We start from the raw sequence: 20,849 nt of genomic DNA, 5'->3' as shown, positions 1-20,849 counted from the left end.
TCCGGGGTCCGGCTGCGAAGATCGGCCGGTGCGCATCCTCCGGCCCCTGACGAGCAAGGCGACCTACCGCCGCTGGGTCTACCTGGTCCTCGGCGGTGCCATCAGCGTGCCCTACCTGCTGTTCTCCGCGGTCGCCGTGCCGTCGCTGCTGCCGTTCGTCACCACGCCGGAGCAGGCCACCGTCGTCGGCGGGCTGCTCACCGCGGCCGTCGTCGCCGGGACGGCGTTCCTGCCCGCGGTGCACGTCCTCGAGTCCGCCGCCGTCCGGGAGCTGCTCGACGACCCGGTGCCGGACGCGCCCGCGAAACCCGGCACCCGCCAGGGGCGCCGTCGCGCCGCGGTGATGTTCGTGCTGCACGTCGGGGCCGGGTTCGTCGTCAGCTTCTTCAGCCTCGCCGTCCCCGTCGCGGTCGGGCTGTCGGTCAGCGCCGTGTTCACCGGGCAGCTCTTCCGGGACGGCGCGGGCGGCGAAATCACCGTGCCGGTGGGCTGGCCGTCGGTGTGGCTGCCCGCGGTCTTCCTGCTCGCCCTGGTGCTGCTGATCTACACCGCCTGGGCGATCGGCGGGCTGCTGCGCCGGGCCGCGACCGCCCTGCTCGGGACCACCGCCGCCGAGCGGATCGCCCGGCTGGAACGACGGACCGAGCAGCTCGCCGAACGCAACCGGCTGGCCAGGGACCTGCACGACTCGGTCGGGCACGCGCTGAGCGTCGTCACCGTCCAGGCGGGCGCCGCCCGGCGGACGCTGCGCACCGACCCGGACTTCACCGAGAAGGCGCTCGGCGCGATCGAGGAGTCCGCCCGCACCGCGCTCGACGACCTCGACCACGTCCTCGGCCTGCTGCGGGAGGAGGCGGCCGGCCGCACGCCGCAGCCGACGCTGGCCGGGCTGCCCGCCCTGTTCGAAACGACCCGGCTCGCGGGCGTCGACGTCACCGCCGAGGTCGGCGGCGACCTGGCCGCCGTGCCGCCGGTGGTGTCCCGCGAGGTGTACCGGATCCTGCAGGAATGCCTGACCAACGCGGTGCGCCACGCCGGTAGGGTCCCGGTGACGGTGGTCGTCGGCGTGGCGGCGCACGAGCTGCGCGCCCGGGTCGTCAACCCGCTGGGGAACGGCTCGCGCCGGTCCGGTGGCTACCGCGGCCTGCGGGGGATGGCCGAGCGGGTGGTGCTGCTCGGCGGGGAGCTCTCGGCCGGGCCGGTGGACGGGCGGTGGGAGGTCGTGGTGCGGGTGCCGTGGGGGAGCGGGCGATGAGCGTGGGTGTGCTGCTGGTGGACGACGAGCCGCTGATCCGGGCCGGGCTCCGGGCGATCGTCGACAGCGAGGACGGCCTGACCGTGCTCGGCGAGGCCGCCGACGGCGCGGAGGTGCCCGGGCTGGTCGCCCGGCTCCGTCCCGACGTCGTGCTGATGGACGTGCGGATGCCCGCGGTGGACGGGATCCGGGCGACCACCCACCTGATGTCCACCATGGCGGAGCCGCCGAAGGTCATCGTGGTGACCACCTTCGAGAACGACGACTACGTCTACGACGCGCTCGTCGCGGGAGCCAGCGGCTTCCTGCTCAAGCGGGCCCGGCCGGAGGAGATCGTCGCGGGGATCCGGACGGTCGTGGCCGGGGAATCCCTGCTGTTCCCGGCGGCGATCCGCCGCCTGGCCGCCCAGTGCGCCCCGGCCGGCGACGGCCTGGCCGCGGCCGGGCTGACCGAGCGGGAACGCGAGGTGCTGCGGCTGATGGCCGGTGGACTGTCCAATGTGGAGATCGCGGGCGAGCTGTACCTGGGCGTCCAGACGGTGAAGACCCACGTCGGCAACGTGCTCGCGAAGCTCGGCGCGCGGGACCGGACGCAGGCGGTGATCCGGGCGTACGACTCGGGCTTCGTGACGCCGTCCGGCTGATTCGGGCACTATGGGCCGCATGACTGCCGCATACGACGAATTCGCCGAGGTGTACACGGCCGAGAACGAAACCAGCCTGATGAACGCCTACTACGAACGGCCGGCGACCCTGGCGCTCGCCGGTGACGTGGCCGGACGGCGGATCCTCGACGCCGGTTGCGGTGCGGGCCAGCTGTTCGAGGTGCTGCGGGAAAAGGGCGCCGTCGTCAGCGGGTTCGACCAGAGCGCCGGAATGGTGGCGCACGCCCGGCGGCGGCTGGGCGACGACGCGGACCTGCGGGTCGCCGACCTGGCCGACCCGCTGCCCTTCCCCGACGGCGAGTTCGACGATGTCATCGCGTCCCTGGTGCTGCACTACCTGCGGGACTGGAACCCGGTGCTCGCCGAACTGCGGCGCGTGCTGAAGCCCGGCGGCCGGCTCATCGCCTCGGTCAACCACCCGATGATGGTCAACCTGACGCACCGCCACGAAGGGCCCCGGCCCGACTACTTCGAGTCCTACACCTGGACCGACGAGTTCGAGCTCCACGGCCAAAAAGCGCGGATGACGTTCTGGAACAAGCCGCTGCACGCGATGACCGACGCCTTCACCGCGGCCGGCTTCCGGATCGCCGTGATCAGCGAACCGCACCCGGTGCCGGAGGCCCGGGAGCTGTTCCCCGGCGACTTCGAAATCCTCGACACCTTCCCGAGCTTCCTCTTCTTCGTCCTGGAAGCCGAGTAGGGCTCAGTCGAGGCAGAACTCGTTGCCCTCGACGTCCTGCATCGTCAGGCACGACTCGTTTTCCTCGTCCGCCTTCTGGAGCCACAGGCGCTTCGCGCCGAGCTTCTCGAGCCGCGCACACTCGGCCTCGAGGGCGGCGAGCCGCTCTTCGCCGACGAGCCCGGTGCCGACCCGGACGTCGAGGTGCACGCGGTTCTTGACGACCTTGCCTTCGGGCACGCGCTGGAAGTACAGCCGCGGGCCCACGCCCGTCGGATCGCCGCAGGCGGAGCCGTCACCCTCCAGCTCGTACCCGAGCACCTCGCACCAGAACCGGGCGACGCGCCCGGGATCCGCGCAGTCGAAGGTGACCTGGACCTTCCTGACCGACATCATGGAGCCCACCTTAAGGCCGCGGGCAAGAGGATTTCAGCCGAGCTCGTCCAGCAGCGCCTGGATCGCGGCCGCCATCGCCGCCGGGTCACCGTCGCCCGGGCGCAGCACCAGATCGGGCGACGACGGCCGCTCGTAGGGGGCGTCGATGCCGGTGAAGCCGGTGATCTCCCCGGCGCGCGCCTTCGCGTACATGCCCTTCGGATCGCGGGCTTCGCACGCCTCCAGGGGCGTGTCGACGAAGACCTCCAGGAACGGCAGGTCGTCGTGGATCGCCCGCGCCCGGGCCCGATCCTCCGCGTACGGGCTGATCAGCGACGCGATCGCCACCACGCCCGCGTCCGCGAACAGGCGCGCCACCTCGGCCACGCGCCGGACGTTCTCCGCGCGGTCCTCGGGGCTGAACCCCAGACCGGCGTTGAGCCCGTGGCGCAGGTTGTCGCCGTCGAGCAGGTACGCCGGGCGGCCCGCCGCGACCAGCCGGCGTTCCAGCTCGACCGCCACCGACGACTTGCCTGACGCCGAAAGCCCGGTGAGCCACACCGTCGCGCCGCGGGTCGGGCGGTCCTCGCGCCGCACCGCCGCCGTGTGCCAGACCACCGGCGAAGCGACCGCGCCGGTGATCATGCCCGCCGCGACCGTGTCGCCGGTGTGCTCGTCGACCAGCAGGAAGCCGCCGGTGGCCCGGTTGCGGCGGTACGGGTCGAACAGCAGCGGCGACCGCGTGCGCAGCCGGATGCGGCCGATGTCGTTCAAGGACAGCGCTTCCGCCGTCTCGTCGCGGTGCAGGGTGGTGACGTCGAGGCGGTACTCCAGCCGCTCCACCGTGCCCCGCGTCTCGGTGGTCGTGTGCCGGACCGCGTAGGTCGCGCCGGGTGTCAGCGCGGCGCGCTCGGAGAACCAGCAGACCAGGGCGTCCACCTCGCGGGCCGACTCGGCGCGGTTGCCGGGGCGGCACAGCATGGCGCCGCGGCCGAGGTCGAGGTCGTCGGCCAGCTCCACGGCCACCGCCTGGCCCGTGAACGCCTCCGACAGCGGGCTGCCGCCCGGGCCCCAGACCGCGCGCACCTTCGACGTGAACCCCGACGGCAGCGCCACCACCTCGTCGCCCGGCTTGAACACCCCGCCCGCGATGGTGCCCGCGTAGCCGCGGAAGTCGGACCGGCGGAGGACGTACTGCACCGGGAACCGCGCGTCGATGAGGTTGCGGTCGGAGGCGACGTGCACCTCTTCCAGCTGGTGCAGCAGCGAAGTGCCCTCGTACCACGGCATGCTCGCGCTGCGGTGGACGACGTTGTCGCCGTGCAGCGCCGAAACCGGCACGAACGTCAGGTCGGCGACGTCGAGTTTCATCGCGAACCGGCGGAAGTCCTCGCGGATCTCGTCGAACCGCTCCGGCGACCACCCGACGAGGTCCATCTTGTTCACGCACACGACGAGGTGCCCGATCCCGAGCAGGGAGGCGAGGAACGCGTGCCGCCGCGACTGCTCGAGGACGCCTTTGCGGGCGTCGACGAGGATCAGCGCCAGGTCGGCCGTGGACGCGCCGGTCACCATGTTGCGTGTGTACTGCAGGTGCCCCGGCGTGTCGGCGATGATGAACTTCCGCCGCGGTGTCGCGAAGTAGCGGTGGGCGACGTCGATGGTGATGCCCTGCTCGCGCTCGGCGCGCAGCCCGTCGGTGAGCAGCGCGAGATCCGGGTAGTCCTCGCCGCGGTCGCGGCTGGCGCGTTCGACGGCGGCGAGCTGGTCGGTGAAGATGGCCTTCGAGTCGAACAGCAGCCGCCCGATCAACGTCGACTTGCCGTCGTCCACGCTCCCGGCGGTGGCGACCCGCAGCAGCTGCATCAGAAGTAACCCTCTCGCTTGCGGTCTTCCATGCCGGCCTCGGAGATCCGGTCGTCGGCGCGCGTGGCGCCGCGCTCGGTGACGCGGGTGGCGGCCACCTCGGCGACCACTTCGGACGGTGTCGTCGCCGAAGACTCGACGCAGCCGGTGCAGGTGGCGTCGCCGACGGTCCGGAAGCGGACGGTCGCCTCGTACGGTGTCTCCCCGTCCACAAGGGACAGAAAGCGGGTGGCCGCCAGCAGCATGCCGTCGCGCTGCACCACGGGCCGCTGGTGCGCGTAGTACAGGGGCGGCAGCGCGATGCGCTCGTCGCGGACGTACTGCCAGATGTCCAGTTCGGTCCAGTTCGACAGGGGGAAGACGCGGATGTGCTCGCCGCGGCGGTGCCGGCCGTTGTACAGGTTCCACAGCTCCGGGCGCTGTGCCCGCGGGTCCCACTGGCCGTGCTCGTCGCGGAAGCTGAACACGCGCTCCTTCGCGCGGGCCTTCTCCTCGTCCCGGCGGGCGCCGCCGAACACGGCGTCGAACCCGCCCTCGCGGATCGCCCGCAGCAGCGTCACCGTCTGCAGCCGGTTGCGGCTGGCCCGCGGCCCGGTCTCCTCGACGACGCGGCCGGCGTCGAGGTCGTCCTGCACCCTGGCCACCTCCAGGCGCAGGCCGAGTGCGGCCACCGTCTCGTCGCGGAACCGGATGACCTCGTCGAAGTTGTGACCGGTGTCGACGTGCAGGACGGGAAACGGCAGGGGAGCGGGCCAGAACGCCTTCGCGGCGGCGTGCAGCATCACCACCGAGTCCTTGCCGCCGGAGAAGAGCAGGACCGGGCGCTCGAAGGTCGCCGCGACTTCGCGGAAGACGTGCACGGCCTCCGCTTCGAGCGCGGCCAGGTGCGACAACTCGTACGAGGTCACGGACACCGGAAAAAAGTAGAACATGTTCTTGTCTTTGGTCAAGGCGTGCGGGACGCTAGGGGCATGGACCTGGTCGTACTCGAAGAGATCAAGCGGCTGAAGTACCGGTACCTGCGCGGGGTGGACCTGAAACTGTGGGACGAGGTGGCCGGCACGTTCACCGCCGACGCCACGGCGAACTACGGGACGCACGCGGTGGGCGGTGACGGCAAGCGGTTCGAAGGCCGCGACGCCATCGTCGGATTCCTCACCCAGAGCCTCGGCAACGGCATCATCACCGTGCACCACGCCGCTCAGCCCGAGATCGACGTCGACGGCGACACCGCGACCGGGCGGTGGTCGTTCACCGACAAGGTCATCGTGCCCGACCACAAGGTGATCATCGAAGGCGCCGCGTTCTACGAGGACACCTACCGCCGCGACCACGACGGCGCCTGGCGGATGTCGCACATCGGGTACGTCCGCACCTACGAATCGATGACGTCCTGGGACGCCGTCCCCGGCTTCCGGCTGCTCGCGAACCGCTGGGCCGTCCCGGCATGATCGAGAACGAGTTCTCGTTGACCCGGCCGTTCGCCGACGCCATCGTCGAGGCCGAGAAGCTGATCGCCGAAGCCCCGCCGGCGCAGACCGAGCAGGGCCTCCTCGAGGGCTACGACTACCTCGCCGGCAGCATCCGGGCGTCGCTGCAGATGGCCTGGGCCTACCAGCGCGACTTCCCGTACTTCACCGCGTCCACCGGGCCCTACACCAAGATGGGCCTCGACAACCCGGACACGCTGTACTTCAACGCGAACATCCGCGCCGACCGCGAGTACCTGGTCACCGGGGTCCGCGGGACCACCGCCGACCTGAGCTTCCAGGTCCTCAACGGCGACTACTCGCCGGTGGAGGTGCCCGACAGCCTCGCCGCGTTCGACGACCGGGCGATCGAGATCGGCCCGGACGGCCGGTTCGAGCTCCGCTTCGGCCCGGCTCGCGAGAACCCGGGCCCGAACTACTTCGTCCTCGGCGAGGGCTCGGCGATGCTCGTCGTCCGCGAGGTCTACAGCGACTGGGCCACCGAACGGCGGGGCGAGATCCGCATCCGGTGCGTCGACACGGCCGGCCAGGCGCCGCCGGTGCCGGACCGGTCCGCGCTGGCCAAGCGCTACGGCGTCACCGGCAAGATCCTGCTGAGCAGGCTCAAGACGTTCCTGGCCTTCCCGAAGTGGTTCTACGACAACCTGCCGGTGAACACGATGACCGAGCCGCGTTCGACGCCGGGTGGGCTCACCACGCAGTTCTCCTCGGCCGGCCACTACGAGCTGGCCGGAGAAGAGGCGATGATCGTCACCGTGCCGCGCTGCGCGGACGCCCCCTACCAGGGCATCCAGCTCGGCAGCCGCTGGTACGTCTCGCTCGACTACATCAACCACCAGACGAGCCTCACCGCCGACCAGGCGCACGTCGACCCGGACGGCAAGATCCGGTTCGTCATCGCCGAGCGCGACCCTGGCCTGGCGAACTGGCTGGAGCTGACCGGGCACGACCGCGGGTACGTGCAGATCCGCTGGCAACGGCTCGCCCGCGACCTCGGCCCGGCCGACGGGCCGGTCGTCGAGGTGGTCAAGACCGACGAACTGCCCGACCGGCTGCCCCACCACGAACAAGCGCGCGTGACGCCGGAGCAGTGGGCGGCGCGGATCGCGGCCCGGCAGGACGCCGTCGCCGCCCGGATGCTGGGGTGAGCGTGGACAACCTGCTGCAGGACAAGGTGGTCGTCGTCTCGGGGATCGGCCCCGGGCTCGGCCGGTCGATCGCCGTGCGCAGCGCACGGGCCGGCGCGGACGTCGTGCTCGCCGCGCGAACCGAGTCGCGGCTGAGCGAGGTCGCGAAGGAGGTGACCGACCTCGGCCGCCGGGCGGTCGCGGTCCGCACCGACATCGACGACGCGGACTCCGCGGCGAACCTGGTGACCGAGGCGCTCGCGGCGTTCGGGCGGGTGGACACCGTGGTGCACAACGCCTTCGCCGTTCCGCCGCTGACCGATCTGGCCACTGTGGACCTCGACGCCGTCCGCGCGGGCTTCGAAACCGCGGCCGTGTCGGTGCTCCGGCTGACCCGCCTGTTCCTGCCCGCGCTCAAGGAGAGCAAGGGCTCGCTGGTGATGATCAACTCCGCCGTGCTGCGGCATTCGCGGCGGACGTTCGGCGCCTACAAGATGGCGAAGTCGGCGCTGCTGTCGCTCTCCCAAAGCCTCGCCAGCGAGCTGGGGCCGGACGGCGTGCGCGTCAACACCGTGGCACCCGGCTACATCTGGGGGCCGAACCTGCAGTGGTACTTCGCCTACCTGGCCAAGGAACGCGGCGTCACGCCGGAGGAGGTCTACGCCGAGACAGCGGCCACGACAGATCTCCGGAAACTGCCGGAGCCCGACGAGATCGCCGACACCGTGGTGTTCCTCGCCTCGCCGATGGCGCGCGCGATCACCGGGCAATGCCTCGACGTCAACGGCGGCGAGTACCACCACTGAGGAGGACCACATGCTCCCCGGCCGGGAAGACGTGGGCACCGTCGAGGACCTGCACGCCTCGGCGTCGAAGCTCACCGGGCTCGACGACTTCGGCACCGACGAGTACCTCGAAGGCCTGCGCGTGCTGCTGGAGTCCTACGAGGCCGACGCGGAACTGACGCCGTTCGGCAACAAGGTGCACCGGGCGTTCCTGCGCGGCGCGCTCGTGGCGCGGCTGCTGAGCGAGGCGTCGTGGAAGCAGAACCCGGCGTACGCCGACGTCCGCATCGAGCGGCCGATCTTCGTCACCGGCCTGCCGCGCACCGGCACGACCGCGCTGCACCGGCTGCTCGCCGAAGACCCCGCGCACCAGGGGCTCGAGGTGTGGCTCGCCGAGGTCCCGCAGCCGCGGCCGCCACGGGCGTCGTGGGCGGACAACCCGATCTTCCAGGGCATCCAGGCCGGCTACGAACGCCACCACGTCGAACACCCGGAGTTCATGGGCGTGCACCACATGTCCGCCGACCAGGTGGAGGAGTGCTGGCAGCTGCTGCGCCAGTCGATGCGGTCGGTGTCCTTCGAATGCCTCGCGCACCTGCCGCGCTACTCGCGCTGGCTGGCCAAGCAGGACTGGACGGACGCCTACGCCCGGCACAAGCGCAACCTGCAGCTGATCGGGCTGCCCGACGCCGGCAAGCGCTGGGTGCTCAAGAACCCCAGCCACCTGTTCGCCCTGGACGCGCTGATGGCGAACTACCCGGACGCGCTGGTGATCCAGACGCACCGGGCGCCGAGCACGATCATGGCGTCGATGTGCAGCCTCGCCGAGAAGGCCGCGGACGGCTGGTCTTCGAAATTCCGCGGCGAGGTGATCGGCCGCGGGCAGCTGGAGCTGTGGGCGCGCGGAGCGGACGAGTTCGGCTGGGCCCGGGCGCGGCACGACCCGGCGCAGTTCTGCGACGTCCGGTACGAGGACTTCGTCGCGGACCCGATCGGCACGGTGTCCACTGTGTACGACCACTTCGGACTGGACTTCACGCCGGAGGCGCGCGCGGCCATGACGGCGGTGCACGAGGCGAGCCGCACGGGGGACCGGAAGCCGGTGCACCGCTACCGCTTGGCCGACTTCGGCTTGACCCGCGCGGAGGTCGACGAGCGGTTCGCGAGCTACCTGGCGGCGCACGCGCCGCTCAGCCGGTGATCAGCTTCACCACCTCGTCCATCGCCGGCCCGGCGGCCATCTCGGCGGCCAGTTCCCGAGCCCGGGTGCGGTAGCGCGGATCGTCCAGAACCGCGCGGACGTCCCGCCGCAGCGTCCGCGGCGAGGCCGAGGCGCGGGCGCGGCCGATCCCGGCCCCGGACCAGCTGACCCGGGCCGCCACCTCGCGCTTGTCCTCGCTGGCGCCGACCACGACCAGCGGGACGCCGTAGCGGAGGGCGTGGTTGACGCCGCCGTACCCGCCGTTGCCGACCATGGCGGCGCAGCGGGGGAGCAGCTCGTCGTAGGGCAGGAAGTCCGCCACCCGGACGTTCTCCGGCAGCGCGCCGGACCGCAGCCGTCCGCCGCACGTCGTCGCGACGACCAACACGTCCTGTCCGGCCAGCGCCTCGATGGCGGGCTCGACGAGCCGGCCGAGGTCGTCGTTCGCCACCGTCCCCTGGGTCACGTGCACGACCGGTCGTCCGCCGTCGAGGTCGGCCCACCACGGCGGCAGCGGGTGCTCGCTCGCCGCGCTGACCGTCGTCGGCCCGATGAAGTGCAGCGGCGCCCCCTCGCGCGGGTATTCGAAGCCCGGGCAGGTCATCTGCAGGACGCCGTCGCTGCGCAATGGCCAGTCCGCGAACAGCAGGCCGGGGTCGCCGCCGAGCAGCTCGCGGGCCAGCCGCTGCGCCGGCCCGAGCACTCGCGGCGCGAGTGCCTTGAAGACCGCGCCGCGCAGGGGGTGCCCCGGCGGGCCGGTCGGGACGGGCGGCATGAACGGCAGGAACCCCAGGACCAGCAGGCGGGGCCGTCGTTCGCGGCCGACCAGGGCCAGCCCGGCCATCATCAGCGGATCGCACAGCACGACGTCGGCGTCGTGGGCGTCGATCACGCTCAGCTGGGCGGGCATCGCGCGGACGAAGTTGGTCAGGTCGAACCGGGCGAGCTTCAGCCCGCGCAGCCCGGCGCGGCCGGGGATCGAGCCGTCCAGGTCGGTCTCGTCGAAGTCGGCCTCTTCGGGCAGCGGTTCGACGGTGGCCCCCAGCTTCTCGAACGGCTCCCGGTAGCGCGCCCCGGTGACGACGGCGACGTCGTGGCCGGCGGCGACCAGCGCCTCGACGACCGGCTTGGTCGGTCCCACGTGGCCGCGGGCGGGTTGCACGCACACGAGTATCCGGGCCATGGCGCGTCCTTTGATCGATACGTTGTACTATCCAATTGATGACGATACCCGAAGGTTCGCGGCGCCGGTACGACTCGCCGGTGCGCGAAGCCCGCGCCCGGCGCACCCGGGCCCACGTGGTGGCCACGGCGGGGAAGTTGTTCGCCTCCCGCGGCTACGCGGGCACGAGCATGCGGCAGATCGCCGCGGAGGCGGGGGTGAGCCTCGAGACGGTGACCCAGACGGGCCGCAAGCCGCAGCTGCTGATCGCCGCGTTCCGCGACGGCTTCGCGGGCGACCCGGACGCGGTGAACCTGGACGCGGTGGTCGGGCCGGCCGGCCTGGCCGACCTGCCGGCGGTGGTCGCCCGCGTCGCGGCGGGCGTGCGCCGCTCACTGCCGATCTGGCGCGCGTTCACCACGGCGGCGGCGGCCGATCCGGCGGTGGCGGCGGTCCGCGCGGAGCAGGCGGTGGCCCGCCGCGCGGAGATCGCGGGCCGCCTCTCGGCGGCGGGCCTGGCGCCGAAAGGCGAGGGGATCGGCCGCTTGGCCGACGCGGTCGGGCTCGTCATGTCCCACGAGGCGTACGACCACTTGACGGCGGTCTGCGGCTGGACGCACGAGGAGTACGTGGCCTGGGCGGCGAAAGCGGTCCAAGCCCAGCTGACCCTCGGCTGGGCGTGAGCCCCGGTGCTTGTCCCGCCCCGCTCGCGTCCGGAGCTCAGTGCGGACCGGACCGGTCGTAGTCCGTGATCGACCAGCCGACTCGCTCGAGCACGCCCGGCACGTCCGACACGGCGGTGGGTACGATGCGGGCGATGACTTGGGGCAGGCCGATGGTGAGCCAGTCGGCGCCGGTGACCTCATGGGCCGGACGATCGCCGGAGCGAAGTGCCAGGATCCCGATTTCGTCAAAATGATCGGCCGGGAGGCGGACGTGGACTCCGTCGACGTGGTCTGCGTCGAATCCCAGGTCAAGCCATCGCTGGCCGGGTGACGCATCAAGGGCCCAGAAAAATTGTCCCGCGCCGCCATGGTTTTTCATGATTTCCTGGAGTTCTTTGGTCTTGGCAACGGCTGCCGTGCAGCGATCACGGGTTGATGGCGCAAGGCTGCCTTCAAGGGAAATGCCCCATTGCTCGATGAGGTCGAGGACAATCCGTCCCAAGGTGAGTTTCACTATGCGCTGCATGATGCGCACCATTTCGGTCAGCCAGTCCTTCAGATCCCAGTGGGTTTGCGCCAAAGGCTGGACCCGACGGGCCACGTCGGGGATGAGCGCGTCAAGTATGGACAGATAACGTTTCAGGCGTTGGTGGCTCCTGACTTGCTGTGTGAGAGCCGCGAGAACCTTGTCTCCGTGACTTTCGGTCAGTCCGGCGACGAACCGCGCGGTTTCTCGGACCAGATTTGGGACGAGGCCACCTGAATCGAGCACGACCCGCCGTTGTTCTTCCAGGTTGCTGCCGCAGTACTCGACGAGTTCGCGTTCCGCGAGTTGGTACGGTGCGTCCGGATCGAGAGGGAGCGGCACGACCGCTCGCATGGCGACCGCGCGGATCACTTCCAGGGAGGCGAGGTCGATCGGCGTATTCACCGACAGATACACCCATGACGCGACTCGGTCGGGCACCCGCGCACCGTCCACGGCCACCGGCAAGACGACGGGTGGCCTGGTGTGTCCGGCGTGGTCCGAGGTCGCCCATTCGAATTCGCGGGCAACCCATGCCGAGTTTGCGGACGTTTCTGTCACTACCTGGATAAAAACCTCGCAGTCGGCGATACGTGCGGGCAGGGCGACGTCAAGCCGTGATCCGAGCAGGCTTCTTTCGTCTTCCATGCGTACTTGCATTCCGTGTGCGCGTAGATCTTCGGCAATTGTGTCCACGAAGGCGCGATCCCGAAAGCTGTAGCTGAGAAAAACCTTTGGGCCCAGTCCTCGCAAGGGGCCGACAGGCGGGGGGATTCGCCGATCGTTGTCGTCCATACGTGGTTCCCTTCGCCGGCGCGAATTCTACCCGCCCGGTCAACCCGGTTCGAGGCGGTTACAACGTTGTCCGTGCCGGCGAATACGTCGGTGTCGTTTGCCCCAATTTGCCAGGCCGTGCTGTGGTGCAGAAGGCCTCAGCCCGCGGCCGCCCGCAACCCGCGGGTTCCGACGCCCCGCAGCACTTCCATCCGGTCCGAGCCCGGGCGGCTCAGCACCCAGCTCGACCCCGGCACCGCCTTCGCGCGCTTCTTCAACGGCGCCAGCAGCCGGGAAACCTCCTGGTAGGAGGCGATCGCACCGCTCGCGCAGACCAGCGTCGCCAGTGACACCGTCACCGGCAGGCCGTCGGCCGACCACGGGCGGTCGAGCAGCGCCCCCGCCACCGTGGCGATCTCGTCGACGTCGCACACCACCAGGAAGTCGTCGCCGCCGACGTGGCTCACGCGCATGCGCCGCAGGCTGCCGGCCAGCTCCGTCAGGGCCGCGCCCAGCTCGCGGATCAGGTCGTCGCCCGCCGCGAAGCCCGCCGTGTCGTTGATCGTCTTGAAGCCGTCGATGTCCAGCCAGGCCGCCACGAACGGCTCGCCGATGGTGATGCGGCGGGCGACGTCGCGGGCGATCGTGTCGCTGCCCGGCAGGCGGGTCAGCGGGTTCAGCGCCGCGGCCGCCTCGACCTTCGCCTCGGCCACGCCGCGGACCACCTCGGTCACCAGCACCACGCCGAGGCAGCGGCCGAGCTCGTCGACCACGACCACGTCGTCGCCGGTGCGGCCCCAGTCGGCGTCGGTGACCAGCTCGAGGAACTCCATCGCGCCGGCGCGGGCCTCGATCGTGTGCGGGGTGTCGGCGAGCCGGGCCGCCGGGCGCTTCGCGTGCAGCGCGTGCCCGTACGGGCCGGTGACCGCCACCAGGAACCGCGTCCGGTCGACCGACCAGCGCGGCCGGTTCAGCTCGTCCACCCCGACCACCCCCGAAGGCGCGTCCGCGGCCGCGAGCACCTCGCGGACCTCGTCGCAGGTCGCGGACTCGGGCAGGGTCGTCGCCGGGCGGAGGAAGTCGCCGACGCACGGCGCCGGTGCCCCCGGCCCGCTCGCCGGACGGCCGCGCGTGAGCAGCGCCGGCGCCGGACCGGCCGCGGTCGGCGGCGCGAGCAGGTGCCCCTGCGCGATCCGGACCCCGAGCTCGCGGACGGCGTCGAGCTGGGCGCCGGTTTCCACGCCGGTCGCGACGAGCCGGGTGCCGGTGCGGTTCGTGTAGTGCAGCAGCGCCTCGACCACGGCCGCCGGAGCCGGGTCGTCCGGCAGCCCGCGCAGCACCGTCCGGTCGAGCTTGACCAGGTCGATCGGCGCCTCGACCAGCAGGCCCAGCGGCAGGTCGCCGCGGCCGAGGCCGTCGAGCGCGAGCCGGAAGCCGAGCTCGGTGAGCTCCCGCATCCCGGCGAGCGCGCGGCCGGCGGGCAGCGGCGCGAACGGCGGGCCGATCTCCAGGACGACGTCGCGGGTGCGGCGGCCGGCGTCGCCGAGCTCTTCGAGGAGGTCGTCGTACATCGACGGCGGCGCGGCCAGGGTGCGGGCGGAGAGGTTGAGGTGCAGCGGGAGCTTCGCCGGGTTTTCGGCGTCCTGCCGGACGGCGGCGACCGCGAGGCCGATGTCGGCCTCGGCGAGCCTGCCGTCGCGGCGCGCCTGCGCGAGCAGCTCGGGGACGGTTCCGCGGCCGGGCCTGGCCAGCGCTTCGTGCGCCACGACGCCTCCGGTGTGGAGGCTGTACAGCGGCTGGAAGGCGAAGCGGACCGTGCGTGGCGACTTCACGGCCTCGATCGTCGCGGGCCGGGCGGCGCAGCGGAACCGATGTCGGCTGATGTTCACCGGGGGTTCCCTGCATCGGAGTAACTGTTTCAGTGTTGACTTATATAAGTCGCTGCTTGTAGCTTGGCCGGGTGCACGCGTTCGACGTCCTCGGCGACCCGGTCCGCCGCCGGATCCTCGAGCTCCTGGCCGACGGCGAACGGGCCGCCGGCGCGGTGACCGAGGTGATCCGCGCCGAGTTCGGCATCTCCCAGCCGGCCGTCTCCCAGCACCTGAAGGTGTTGCGCGAGAACGGCTTCGCCGTCGTCCGCCAGGACGGGACCCGGCGGCTCTACGCGGTCGGCCACGCGCCGTTGCGGGACGTCGACGTCTGGCTCGACCGGTTCCGCCGGTACTGGACGCCGCCGCTGGACGCGCTGGCCACCGAAATCGCCCGCGGCAAACGTGCCCGGCGCCTCACCGAAGGAGAAGCCCCGTGATCGACGTCAGCCACCAGATCAGCGCCGTCCGCCGGACGGTCGGCCGGCGCGTGCTCGAAGCGGGCGAGGCGCGCGTCATGACCATCAGCCAGGTCTACGACACCGACGTCGAAGACATGTGGGACGCGGTGACGAACGCCGAACGCATCCCGCGCTGGTTCCTGCCGGTGTCCGGCGAGCTGCGCGCCGGCGGGAAGTACCAGCTGGAGGGCAACGCGGGCGGCACGGTCGAGCGCTGCGACCCGCCGAAGAGCTTCGCCGCCACGTGGGAGATGCACGGCGGCGTGAGCTGGATCGAAGTCCGGCTGAGTCCCGAAGGCGAGGGGACGCGGTTCGAGCTGGAGCACGTCGCCCACATCGACGACCACTGGGACCAGTTCGGCCCGGGCGCGGTCGGCATCGGCTGGGACATGGCGCTGACGGCCCTGGTCCGTCACCTGGCCGCCGGCCCGGGGTACGTCGTCGACCCGCAGGAGGCGATGGCCTGGATGGCGTCACCCGAAGGCGTCGAGTTCGTGACCGAGGCGGGGGAGGCCTGGTATGCGGCCCACGTCGCCGGCGGCGAGGACGAAGCCGTGGCCCGCGCGCAGGCCGACCGCTGCCTGGCGGCCTACACGGCCCAGCCGGAGGGGTAGCCGCGGGGCATTACGCGTGACGAGGAAGGCATCACGCGTGACGGGAGGGGCATCACGGGTCAGCGGTCGTCGTACTTGACCGCGGTCAAGGTGATCACCGCGTCGGCCGGGACCTCCGTGCCTGGTGCCGGGTCCTGGCCCGTCTGGCGCCAGTTGCGGTCGATCACCAGCGCGCGGCCCTGGCCGGTGCCGTCGACTTCGCGCAGGTTGTAGAGCCCGGCGCGCTGCATCGCGTCCTGGGCGTCCTGGTGGTTCATGCCGGAGACGTCCGGGACCTTGATGAGCTTCGCCGGAGCCGCAGCCGGAGCCGAAGTCGTGGTCGATTCCGAGATCGAGGTGACGGTCGCCGTGCCCGGCCCGCCGGGCGGGGCGCCGCACGCGACCGGGGCGAAGGCGAGGACCGCGACTGCCGTGACCGTTCGTCGGGACATGCTGCCGGGGTACCCACGCGCCTGCCCGCCGTTCAGGTGAACCTGGCGGATAAGGTCGGCGCATGGAGCAGGGCAGCGAGCACACCGACCCGCGGGCCGCGCGGCGCGACCCCGTGGCGAACGTCGGCGGGTTCACCGACCTGGCGACCAGCCCGTTCCGGATCGACCGCGACCGGATCGCCGCGTCGCCGTTCTTCGCGCGGCTCGGCGGGGTGACCCAGGTCGTCAGCGCCGGCGGGGCCGGGCTGCTGCACAACCGGCTCACCCACAGCCTCAAGGTCGCGCAGGTCGCCCGGGCCATCGCCGAGCGCATCACCGGCGGGCCGGACGCCGGGCTGGCCGACAAGCTGGGCGGCTGCGACCCCGACGTCGCCGAGGCCGCGTCGCTCGCCCACGACCTCGGGCACCCGCCGTTCGGGCACCTCGGGGAGCAGACGCTCGACCGGATCGCCCGGCACCGCTTCGGCCTCGCCGACGGCTTCGAGGGCAACGCGCAGACGTTCCGGATCATCACCACGACCGACGTGCGGGGGCCGTCGGCGATCGGGCTGGACCTGACCGCCGCGGTGCGGGCCGCCGTCCTCAAGTACCCGTGGCTGCGGCTGCACCACCCCGCGCCGCACCCCTCGGAGCTGGCCGTGCCGCCCCGCGGGGCGGGCGAGCCGGGCGGCCTGCCCGGCACCGGCGCGGCCAAGTTCTCCGCCTACGCCACCGAACTCGACGACTTCGAGCAGGCGCGCGCGGCCTTCGCCGGCCGCGTCGAAGGGTGGCAGCAGACCGTCGAAGCGTCCGTGATGGACACCGCCGACGACATCGCCTACGCCATCCACGACCTGCAGGACTTCCACCGCATCGGCGTGCTGCAGCACGCACCGGTCGCCGCGGAGCTGGGGGAGTGGCTCGAGCACGCCGTCGAGCTGGCGTCGCTGGACGACGAGACGCTGCACGCGGACCTGCGCCGCCCGGGCCGGTCGCTGGAACGCCTCCGCCGCCGCATGCACGCCAAGGACGCGTGGATCGTCGACGACGACGCGTTCGCCGCCGCCGTCGCGCGGGTGCGCGCCGAGCTGGCCGACGGCCTGCTGGCGGGGGAGTTCGACGGCTCGATCGAGGCGGAGCAGGCCACCGCGGCGTTCTCCGCGAACTGGACCGCCCGGCTGGTCGACGGCGTGTACCTGCTCGCGTCGCCGTCCACCCGCACCGGGCACGTCTCGCTGCGGCCCGCCCAGTGGCACGAGGTCCAGGTGCTCAAGTTCGTGCACCGCCGGTTCGTGCTGCTGCGCCCCGACCTCGCGCTGCACCAGCGCGGGCAGGCCGGCGTGGTGACGAGCCTGGTCGACGCGCTCGACGCGTGGCTGCTCGACCGCGACGAGGTCTCCCGCCTGCCGCGCCGGCTGCACGACCTGGTCGAGCTGGCCCGCGCCGAGTACGCCGGGCTGGCCCGGTCGGCGCCGGAGCTGCTGGTGGGGGCGACGGGTGAGCCGGTGACGGGGGCGGACGCGGTGCGCGGCCTGGCCCGCGGGCGGGCGGTGGTCGACTTCGTGGCTTCGCTGACCGACAAGCAGGCGGTGACGCTGCTGGACGCGCTGTCCGGGCGGGCGTCGCAGCCGTGGTCGGACTCGTTCGTCCTTTGAGGCAGCGGTAACGAACTTCCCGCGTGGCTCCCCCGGTTGCACGCTCCGCGAGTTGCTTGTGGACGTCCCAGCCCGTGGTCGCCCTTGCGGCGGGCGGTGGAGCGATCATTTGTCCGGTGCGTGTCCGGTGACCGGTTGACCGCTGCGCTGAACGGCCTACGTCATCCGGCCCATTCGGGAAATTATCCGTCCTTTGTCACTCGAACGGCTGATGTTTACGTAGAACTACCGGTACTTAGCTGTGCTCAGCCGGTGATCACCGGCGGTCGGTCAGCGTGAGTCGGGGCACGCGCCTGGAGAATCGGAGGGCGCCCGTGCGCCGTACCCGTTCCAACAGATCGAGATCCACAGTGCTCACCGCCGGCGCCGCGGCTCTGCTCGCCGCGCTCGGCCTGGTTTCCCCGCCCGTCGCGGGGGCCGCACCCGCGTCCGCTCCGGACGCGTTCAGCGAGACCGCACAACAGCAGATCGCCGCCCTGCAGGCGGTCAAGGCGGGCCGCACCGCCGCCGAGTCCAAAGTAGACAGCAAGCTGCTCGTCGCCGCCAAGGGCGTGGGGAAGCAGCTGAACAGCTTGCGGGATGGGGCCGCCGTTTCCGCGACCGGAACCGTCCTGGTCGACATCCGCGCGAGCAAGGTCTCCCCGGACCTGCTCGCCGGGCTCACCAAGGCCGGGGCGGGCATCCGCGCGGTGTCGGACCGCTACGGCAGCGTCCGCGCCGAAGTGCCGCTGGACAAGGTCGGCGAGATCGCCGCCCGCGGCGACGTCAAGCGCGTCGAGCAGGCCGACCAGGCGATGACCGCCCGGGAACTGGCCACCCCGGCGACGACGCCGGAAAAGACCGAGACCAAGCAGCAGAAGGCCGACCGCATCGCCGGCGAGCTGCAAAAGGCCGTCAGCGCCCAGTCCCAGCGCAGCGCCGCCGCGGCCGCACCGCTGGTCAGCGAAGGCGACCGGGCGCACAACGCCGACCTCGCCCGCCAGCAGTTCGGCGTCACCGGCGTCGGCGTCAAGGCGTGCGCGCTGTCCGACGGCGTCGACTCCCTGGCCGCTTCGCAGGCCAAGGGCGAACTGCCGGACGTCGACGTCATCGCCGGCCAGGAGGGCGAGGGCGACGAGGGCACCGCGATGCTCGAGATCATCCACGACCTCGCGCCCCGCGCCGCGCTCGGCTTCGCCTCGGCGTTCAACTCCGACGCCAGCTTCGCCGACAACATCCGCAAGCTGCGCTTCGAGTCGCACTGCGACGTCATCGTCGACGACGTGATCTACTTCAAGGAATCGCCGTTCCAGGACTGGATCATCGCCCAGGCCGTGAACGACGTGACCGCCGACGGCGCGCTGTACTTCTCCTCCGCGGGCAACGAAGGCAACGTCGCCAGCGGCACCGCCGCGCACTGGGAAGGCGACTTCGCCGACTCCGGCAAGTCGGTCGGCAAGTTCGCCGGCACCGCGCACAACTTCGCCGGCGCGGCGGGCAGCCAGATCTACGAACCGATCTCGAGCGCTTCGTCGGCCGGCGTGCCGGTGACGCTGCACTGGTCCGACCCGCTCGGCGCGTCCGCGAACGACTACGACCTCTACCTGCTCGACGCCACGGGCGCGGTGGTCAGCTTCAGCCAGAACGTCCAGGACGGCACGCAGGACCCGTACGAGATCCTGCGGACGCCCACGTTCGGCGGAACCGGCCTGCGGCTGGCCATCGTCAAGTTCTCCGGCCAGAACCGCTACCTGTCGCTTTCCGCGCTGCGCGGCCGGTTCTCCGACTCGGCCGGGCTCAAGGCCTACAACACCCCGGGTGTGACCGTCGGCCACTCGGCCGCCCGTGACGCCTTCAGCGTCGCGGCCGCCCCGGCGGCCAAGGCGTTCGGCCGGGCACTGGAACCGGGCGACCCGGCCAACCCGGCGGGCCCGTACCCGGGCGCGTTCAGCGGCGCCACCAAGGCCGAGCGGTTCACCTCCGACGGCCCGCGGCGCGTGTTCTACGAGGCGAACGGCACGCCGATCACCCCGGGCAACGTGTCTTCGACCGGCGGCGAGGTCCGGAACAAGCCGGAGATCACCGCGGCCGACGGCGTCACCACCAGCGTGACCGGGTTCAACCCGTTCTTCGGCACCTCGGCCGCCGCCCCGCACGCGGCCGCCATCGCCGCGCTCGTGCTGTCCGGCAACCCCGGCCTGCCGCCCGCGGAGGTGCGGGAAGCGCTGATCAACACCGCGATCGACATCGAGACCCCGGGCAGCGACAACTTCACCGGGGCCGGCGTCATCCTCGCGGACAAGGTGCTGGCCTACACCGGCGCCAGCCCGCAGCCCCTCGCGGTGGCCAAGCAGCCGACGGTCACCCCGGCCGACGGCGGCTCGGCGCTCGACCCGGGTGACACCGCCAAGGTGACGCTGCCGGTGACCAACGACGGCGACGGCACCGCGGTGTCCACCAGCGTCGTGCTCACCAGCCCCACCCCGGGGGTCACGGTGGCGCCGCGGTCGAAGTCCTACGGCACCATCAGCCCGGGACAGACCGGCGTCAACGACTTCACCATCACCGTCCCGGCGAGCCAGCAGCTCGGCGTGCCGGTGGTGCTGAACGCCCGCGTCACCTTCGCGGGGGCGCACTCGCCGACGACGACGACGTTCTCGCTCCCGGTCGGCACCCCGTCGCCGGTCGCGCAGGACTTCGCCTACACCGGCGCGCCGGTGGCGATCCCGGACAACAGCCCGGTCGGGGCGTCGGTGACCATCCCGGTCACCGGGGTCGGCCGCGCGTCCAAGGTGACGTTCTCCGTGGACGGCACCACCTGCGGCACCGACCCGGCGTCGACGACGGTGGGGCTGAACCACTCGTACGTCGGTGACCTGGTCGGCACGCTGACCGCGCCTTCGGGTGGGAAGGCGACGGTGTTCCAGCGCAACGGCAGCTCGGGCAAGAACCTGTGCAAGGTCGTCTTCGCCGACGACGCGGCGGCCGCGTTCAGCACGGTGACCTCGGCCAACGCGCCGTTCACCGGCACCTGGCGGCCGACGCAGTCGCTGACCGGCGGCCTGACCGGTGCGGCGGCCGACGGCACGTGGACGTTCTCCGTGGTCGACGCGGCCGGCGGCGACGCGGGCTCGATCCGCTCGGTGGCCCTGCACATCAACGGGTTCGTCCAGCCCCCGGCGGCCGGAGCGCCGTCGAACGTGCGGGGCGTGACCAACAACGGTCCGGTCCACCCGCTGTAAGCAGCACCCGGTGCGGGGCCGTCGCGATGATCGCGGCGGCCCCGTAC

The 20,849-nt window shown here is 72.0% G+C and carries 19 protein-coding genes; 12 read left to right on the top strand and 7 right to left on the bottom strand.

All coding sequences use genetic code 11. From position 1 onward, the window contains the following. Positions 1 to 28: 28 nt before the first annotated feature. From DV20_RS37820 to DV20_RS37810, 3 genes are read left to right on the top strand one after another with little or no spacing between them, the layout of a single operon-like run. Positions 29 to 1,255 (top strand): sensor histidine kinase, encoded by a 1,227-nt coding sequence (locus DV20_RS37820; RefSeq protein ID WP_043788247.1) that lies wholly within the window; start codon positions 29 to 31, stop codon positions 1,253 to 1,255. After that, complete coding sequence (locus DV20_RS37815) at positions 1,252 to 1,899, top strand: response regulator (protein WP_043788339.1); 648 nt, start codon at positions 1,252 to 1,254, stop codon at positions 1,897 to 1,899. Before DV20_RS37820 ends, DV20_RS37815 begins: the two co-directional genes overlap by 4 nt. Before the next feature lie 19 nt (positions 1,900 to 1,918). After that, the gene (locus DV20_RS37810; protein WP_043788338.1) at positions 1,919 to 2,623 is read left to right on the top strand and encodes a class I SAM-dependent methyltransferase; all 705 of its coding nucleotides are present in this window, start codon (positions 1,919 to 1,921) and stop codon (positions 2,621 to 2,623) included. A gap of 3 nt (positions 2,624 to 2,626) precedes the next feature. Here the strand turns inward: DV20_RS37810 and DV20_RS37805 are convergent, their stop codons facing one another. The 3 genes from DV20_RS37805 to cysD are packed head-to-tail and all read right to left on the bottom strand — an operon-like array spanning position 2,627 to position 5,775. Then, positions 2,627 to 2,998, bottom strand: coding sequence for a VOC family protein (locus DV20_RS37805; RefSeq protein ID WP_043788246.1), 372 nt, complete (start codon positions 2,996 to 2,998; stop codon positions 2,627 to 2,629). A gap of 33 nt (positions 2,999 to 3,031) precedes the next feature. Beyond that, positions 3,032 to 4,843: an adenylyl-sulfate kinase gene (gene cysC / locus DV20_RS37800; RefSeq protein WP_043788245.1), complete on the bottom strand. Its 1,812-nt coding sequence runs from the start codon at positions 4,841 to 4,843 to the stop codon at positions 3,032 to 3,034. Then, the gene (cysD, locus tag DV20_RS37795) at positions 4,843 to 5,775 is read right to left on the bottom strand and encodes a sulfate adenylyltransferase subunit CysD (RefSeq protein ID WP_043788240.1); all 933 of its coding nucleotides are present in this window, start codon (positions 5,773 to 5,775) and stop codon (positions 4,843 to 4,845) included. Before cysD ends, cysC begins: the two co-directional genes overlap by 1 nt. A gap of 39 nt (positions 5,776 to 5,814) precedes the next feature. Here cysD and DV20_RS37790 point away from each other — a divergent pair, with 39 nt between their 5' ends. The 4 genes from DV20_RS37790 to DV20_RS37775 are packed head-to-tail and all read left to right on the top strand — an operon-like array spanning position 5,815 to position 9,446. Further along, positions 5,815 to 6,294, top strand: coding sequence for a nuclear transport factor 2 family protein (locus DV20_RS37790; protein ID WP_043788239.1), 480 nt, complete (start codon positions 5,815 to 5,817; stop codon positions 6,292 to 6,294). After that, the gene (locus tag DV20_RS37785; protein WP_043788237.1) at positions 6,291 to 7,481 is read left to right on the top strand and encodes a hypothetical protein; all 1,191 of its coding nucleotides are present in this window, start codon (positions 6,291 to 6,293) and stop codon (positions 7,479 to 7,481) included. Before DV20_RS37790 ends, DV20_RS37785 begins: the two co-directional genes overlap by 4 nt. Then, complete coding sequence (locus tag DV20_RS37780) at positions 7,478 to 8,266, top strand: SDR family oxidoreductase (RefSeq protein WP_043788236.1); 789 nt, start codon at positions 7,478 to 7,480, stop codon at positions 8,264 to 8,266. Before DV20_RS37785 ends, DV20_RS37780 begins: the two co-directional genes overlap by 4 nt. Before the next feature lie 10 nt (positions 8,267 to 8,276). Next, the gene (locus tag DV20_RS37775; protein WP_043788235.1) at positions 8,277 to 9,446 is read left to right on the top strand and encodes a sulfotransferase family protein; all 1,170 of its coding nucleotides are present in this window, start codon (positions 8,277 to 8,279) and stop codon (positions 9,444 to 9,446) included. On the opposite strand, the gene DV20_RS37770 is transcribed toward DV20_RS37775, so the two are convergent. Next, on the bottom strand, positions 9,436 to 10,629 hold the full coding sequence (locus DV20_RS37770; protein ID WP_043788234.1) for a glycosyltransferase: 1,194 nt from the start codon (positions 10,627 to 10,629) through the stop codon (positions 9,436 to 9,438). The two genes, DV20_RS37775 and DV20_RS37770, sit on opposite strands and share 11 nt — an antisense overlap. Positions 10,630 to 10,667: 38 nt before the next feature. Between DV20_RS37770 and DV20_RS37765 the strand changes: the two genes are divergently transcribed. Further along, positions 10,668 to 11,291 carry a TetR/AcrR family transcriptional regulator gene (locus DV20_RS37765; protein ID WP_043788232.1) on the top strand — a complete coding sequence of 208 codons (624 nt, stop codon included), beginning with the start codon at positions 10,668 to 10,670 and terminating at the stop codon, positions 11,289 to 11,291. Between the two features lie 37 nt (positions 11,292 to 11,328). Here DV20_RS37765 and DV20_RS37760 read toward each other — a convergent pair whose 3' ends face one another. Together DV20_RS37760 and DV20_RS37755 are read right to left on the bottom strand one after the other, a co-directional pair. Continuing rightward, positions 11,329 to 12,594, bottom strand: coding sequence for a TIR domain-containing protein (locus DV20_RS37760; RefSeq protein ID WP_084093868.1), 1,266 nt, complete (start codon positions 12,592 to 12,594; stop codon positions 11,329 to 11,331). 137 nt (positions 12,595 to 12,731) lie between these two features. Continuing rightward, positions 12,732 to 14,405 carry a GGDEF domain-containing protein gene (locus DV20_RS37755; protein WP_043788336.1) on the bottom strand — a complete coding sequence of 558 codons (1,674 nt, stop codon included), beginning with the start codon at positions 14,403 to 14,405 and terminating at the stop codon, positions 12,732 to 12,734. A 128-nt stretch (positions 14,406 to 14,533) separates the two neighbouring features. Here DV20_RS37755 and DV20_RS37750 point away from each other — a divergent pair, with 128 nt between their 5' ends. Then, positions 14,534 to 14,881 carry an ArsR/SmtB family transcription factor gene (locus tag DV20_RS37750; protein WP_043788230.1) on the top strand — a complete coding sequence of 116 codons (348 nt, stop codon included), beginning with the start codon at positions 14,534 to 14,536 and terminating at the stop codon, positions 14,879 to 14,881. Next, complete coding sequence (locus DV20_RS37745; protein ID WP_043788229.1) at positions 14,878 to 15,516, top strand: SRPBCC family protein; 639 nt, start codon at positions 14,878 to 14,880, stop codon at positions 15,514 to 15,516. The genes DV20_RS37750 and DV20_RS37745 overlap by 4 nt, the downstream gene beginning before the upstream one ends. Before the next feature lie 59 nt (positions 15,517 to 15,575). Here the strand turns inward: DV20_RS37745 and DV20_RS37740 are convergent, their stop codons facing one another. After that, positions 15,576 to 15,947, bottom strand: coding sequence for a PASTA domain-containing protein (locus tag DV20_RS37740; protein WP_043788227.1), 372 nt, complete (start codon positions 15,945 to 15,947; stop codon positions 15,576 to 15,578). 62 nt (positions 15,948 to 16,009) lie between these two features. On the opposite strand from DV20_RS37740, the gene DV20_RS37735 reads away from it, so the two are divergent. Together DV20_RS37735 and DV20_RS37730 are read left to right on the top strand one after the other, a co-directional pair. After that, entirely contained in the window at positions 16,010 to 17,581 is a 1,572-nt protein-coding gene (locus tag DV20_RS37735) for a deoxyguanosinetriphosphate triphosphohydrolase family protein (RefSeq protein WP_043788225.1), read from the top strand. 350 nt (positions 17,582 to 17,931) lie between these two features. Beyond that, positions 17,932 to 20,802, top strand: coding sequence for a S8 family serine peptidase (locus DV20_RS37730; protein WP_043788224.1), 2,871 nt, complete (start codon positions 17,932 to 17,934; stop codon positions 20,800 to 20,802). The last annotated feature ends 47 nt before the right edge of the window (positions 20,803 to 20,849 follow it).

The sequence above is a fragment of the Amycolatopsis rifamycinica genome (genome assembly GCF_000695625.1).
Lineage (GTDB): Bacteria > Actinomycetota > Actinomycetes > Mycobacteriales > Pseudonocardiaceae > Amycolatopsis > Amycolatopsis rifamycinica.
The sequence above is the reverse complement of the archived record's forward strand: the minus strand, read 5'-3'. Positions and strand labels throughout refer to the sequence as shown.

Excerpts from the sequence above, each read along its gene's own strand:
- DV20_RS37815 (WP_043788339.1), top strand. The coding sequence starts at position 1,252 with ATGAGCGTGGGTGTGCTGCTGGTGGACGACGAGCCGCTGATCCGGGCC.
- DV20_RS37810 (WP_043788338.1), top strand. The coding sequence starts at position 1,919 with ATGACTGCCGCATACGACGAATTCGCCGAGGTGTACACGGCCGAGAAC.
- DV20_RS37805 (WP_043788246.1), bottom strand. The coding sequence starts at position 2,998 with ATGATGTCGGTCAGGAAGGTCCAGGTCACCTTCGACTGCGCGGATCCC.
- cysC (WP_043788245.1), bottom strand. The coding sequence starts at position 4,843 with ATGCAGCTGCTGCGGGTCGCCACCGCCGGGAGCGTGGACGACGGCAAG.
- cysD (WP_043788240.1), bottom strand. The coding sequence starts at position 5,775 with ATGTTCTACTTTTTTCCGGTGTCCGTGACCTCGTACGAGTTGTCGCAC.
- DV20_RS37790 (WP_043788239.1), top strand. The coding sequence starts at position 5,815 with ATGGACCTGGTCGTACTCGAAGAGATCAAGCGGCTGAAGTACCGGTAC.
- DV20_RS37785 (WP_043788237.1), top strand. The coding sequence starts at position 6,291 with ATGATCGAGAACGAGTTCTCGTTGACCCGGCCGTTCGCCGACGCCATC.
- DV20_RS37775 (WP_043788235.1), top strand. The coding sequence starts at position 8,277 with ATGCTCCCCGGCCGGGAAGACGTGGGCACCGTCGAGGACCTGCACGCC.
- DV20_RS37770 (WP_043788234.1), bottom strand. The coding sequence starts at position 10,629 with ATGGCCCGGATACTCGTGTGCGTGCAACCCGCCCGCGGCCACGTGGGA.
- DV20_RS37765 (WP_043788232.1), top strand. The coding sequence starts at position 10,668 with ATGACGATACCCGAAGGTTCGCGGCGCCGGTACGACTCGCCGGTGCGC.
- DV20_RS37760 (WP_084093868.1), bottom strand. The coding sequence starts at position 12,594 with ATGGACGACAACGATCGGCGAATCCCCCCGCCTGTCGGCCCCTTGCGA.
- DV20_RS37740 (WP_043788227.1), bottom strand. The coding sequence starts at position 15,947 with ATGTCCCGACGAACGGTCACGGCAGTCGCGGTCCTCGCCTTCGCCCCG.
- DV20_RS37735 (WP_043788225.1), top strand. The coding sequence starts at position 16,010 with ATGGAGCAGGGCAGCGAGCACACCGACCCGCGGGCCGCGCGGCGCGAC.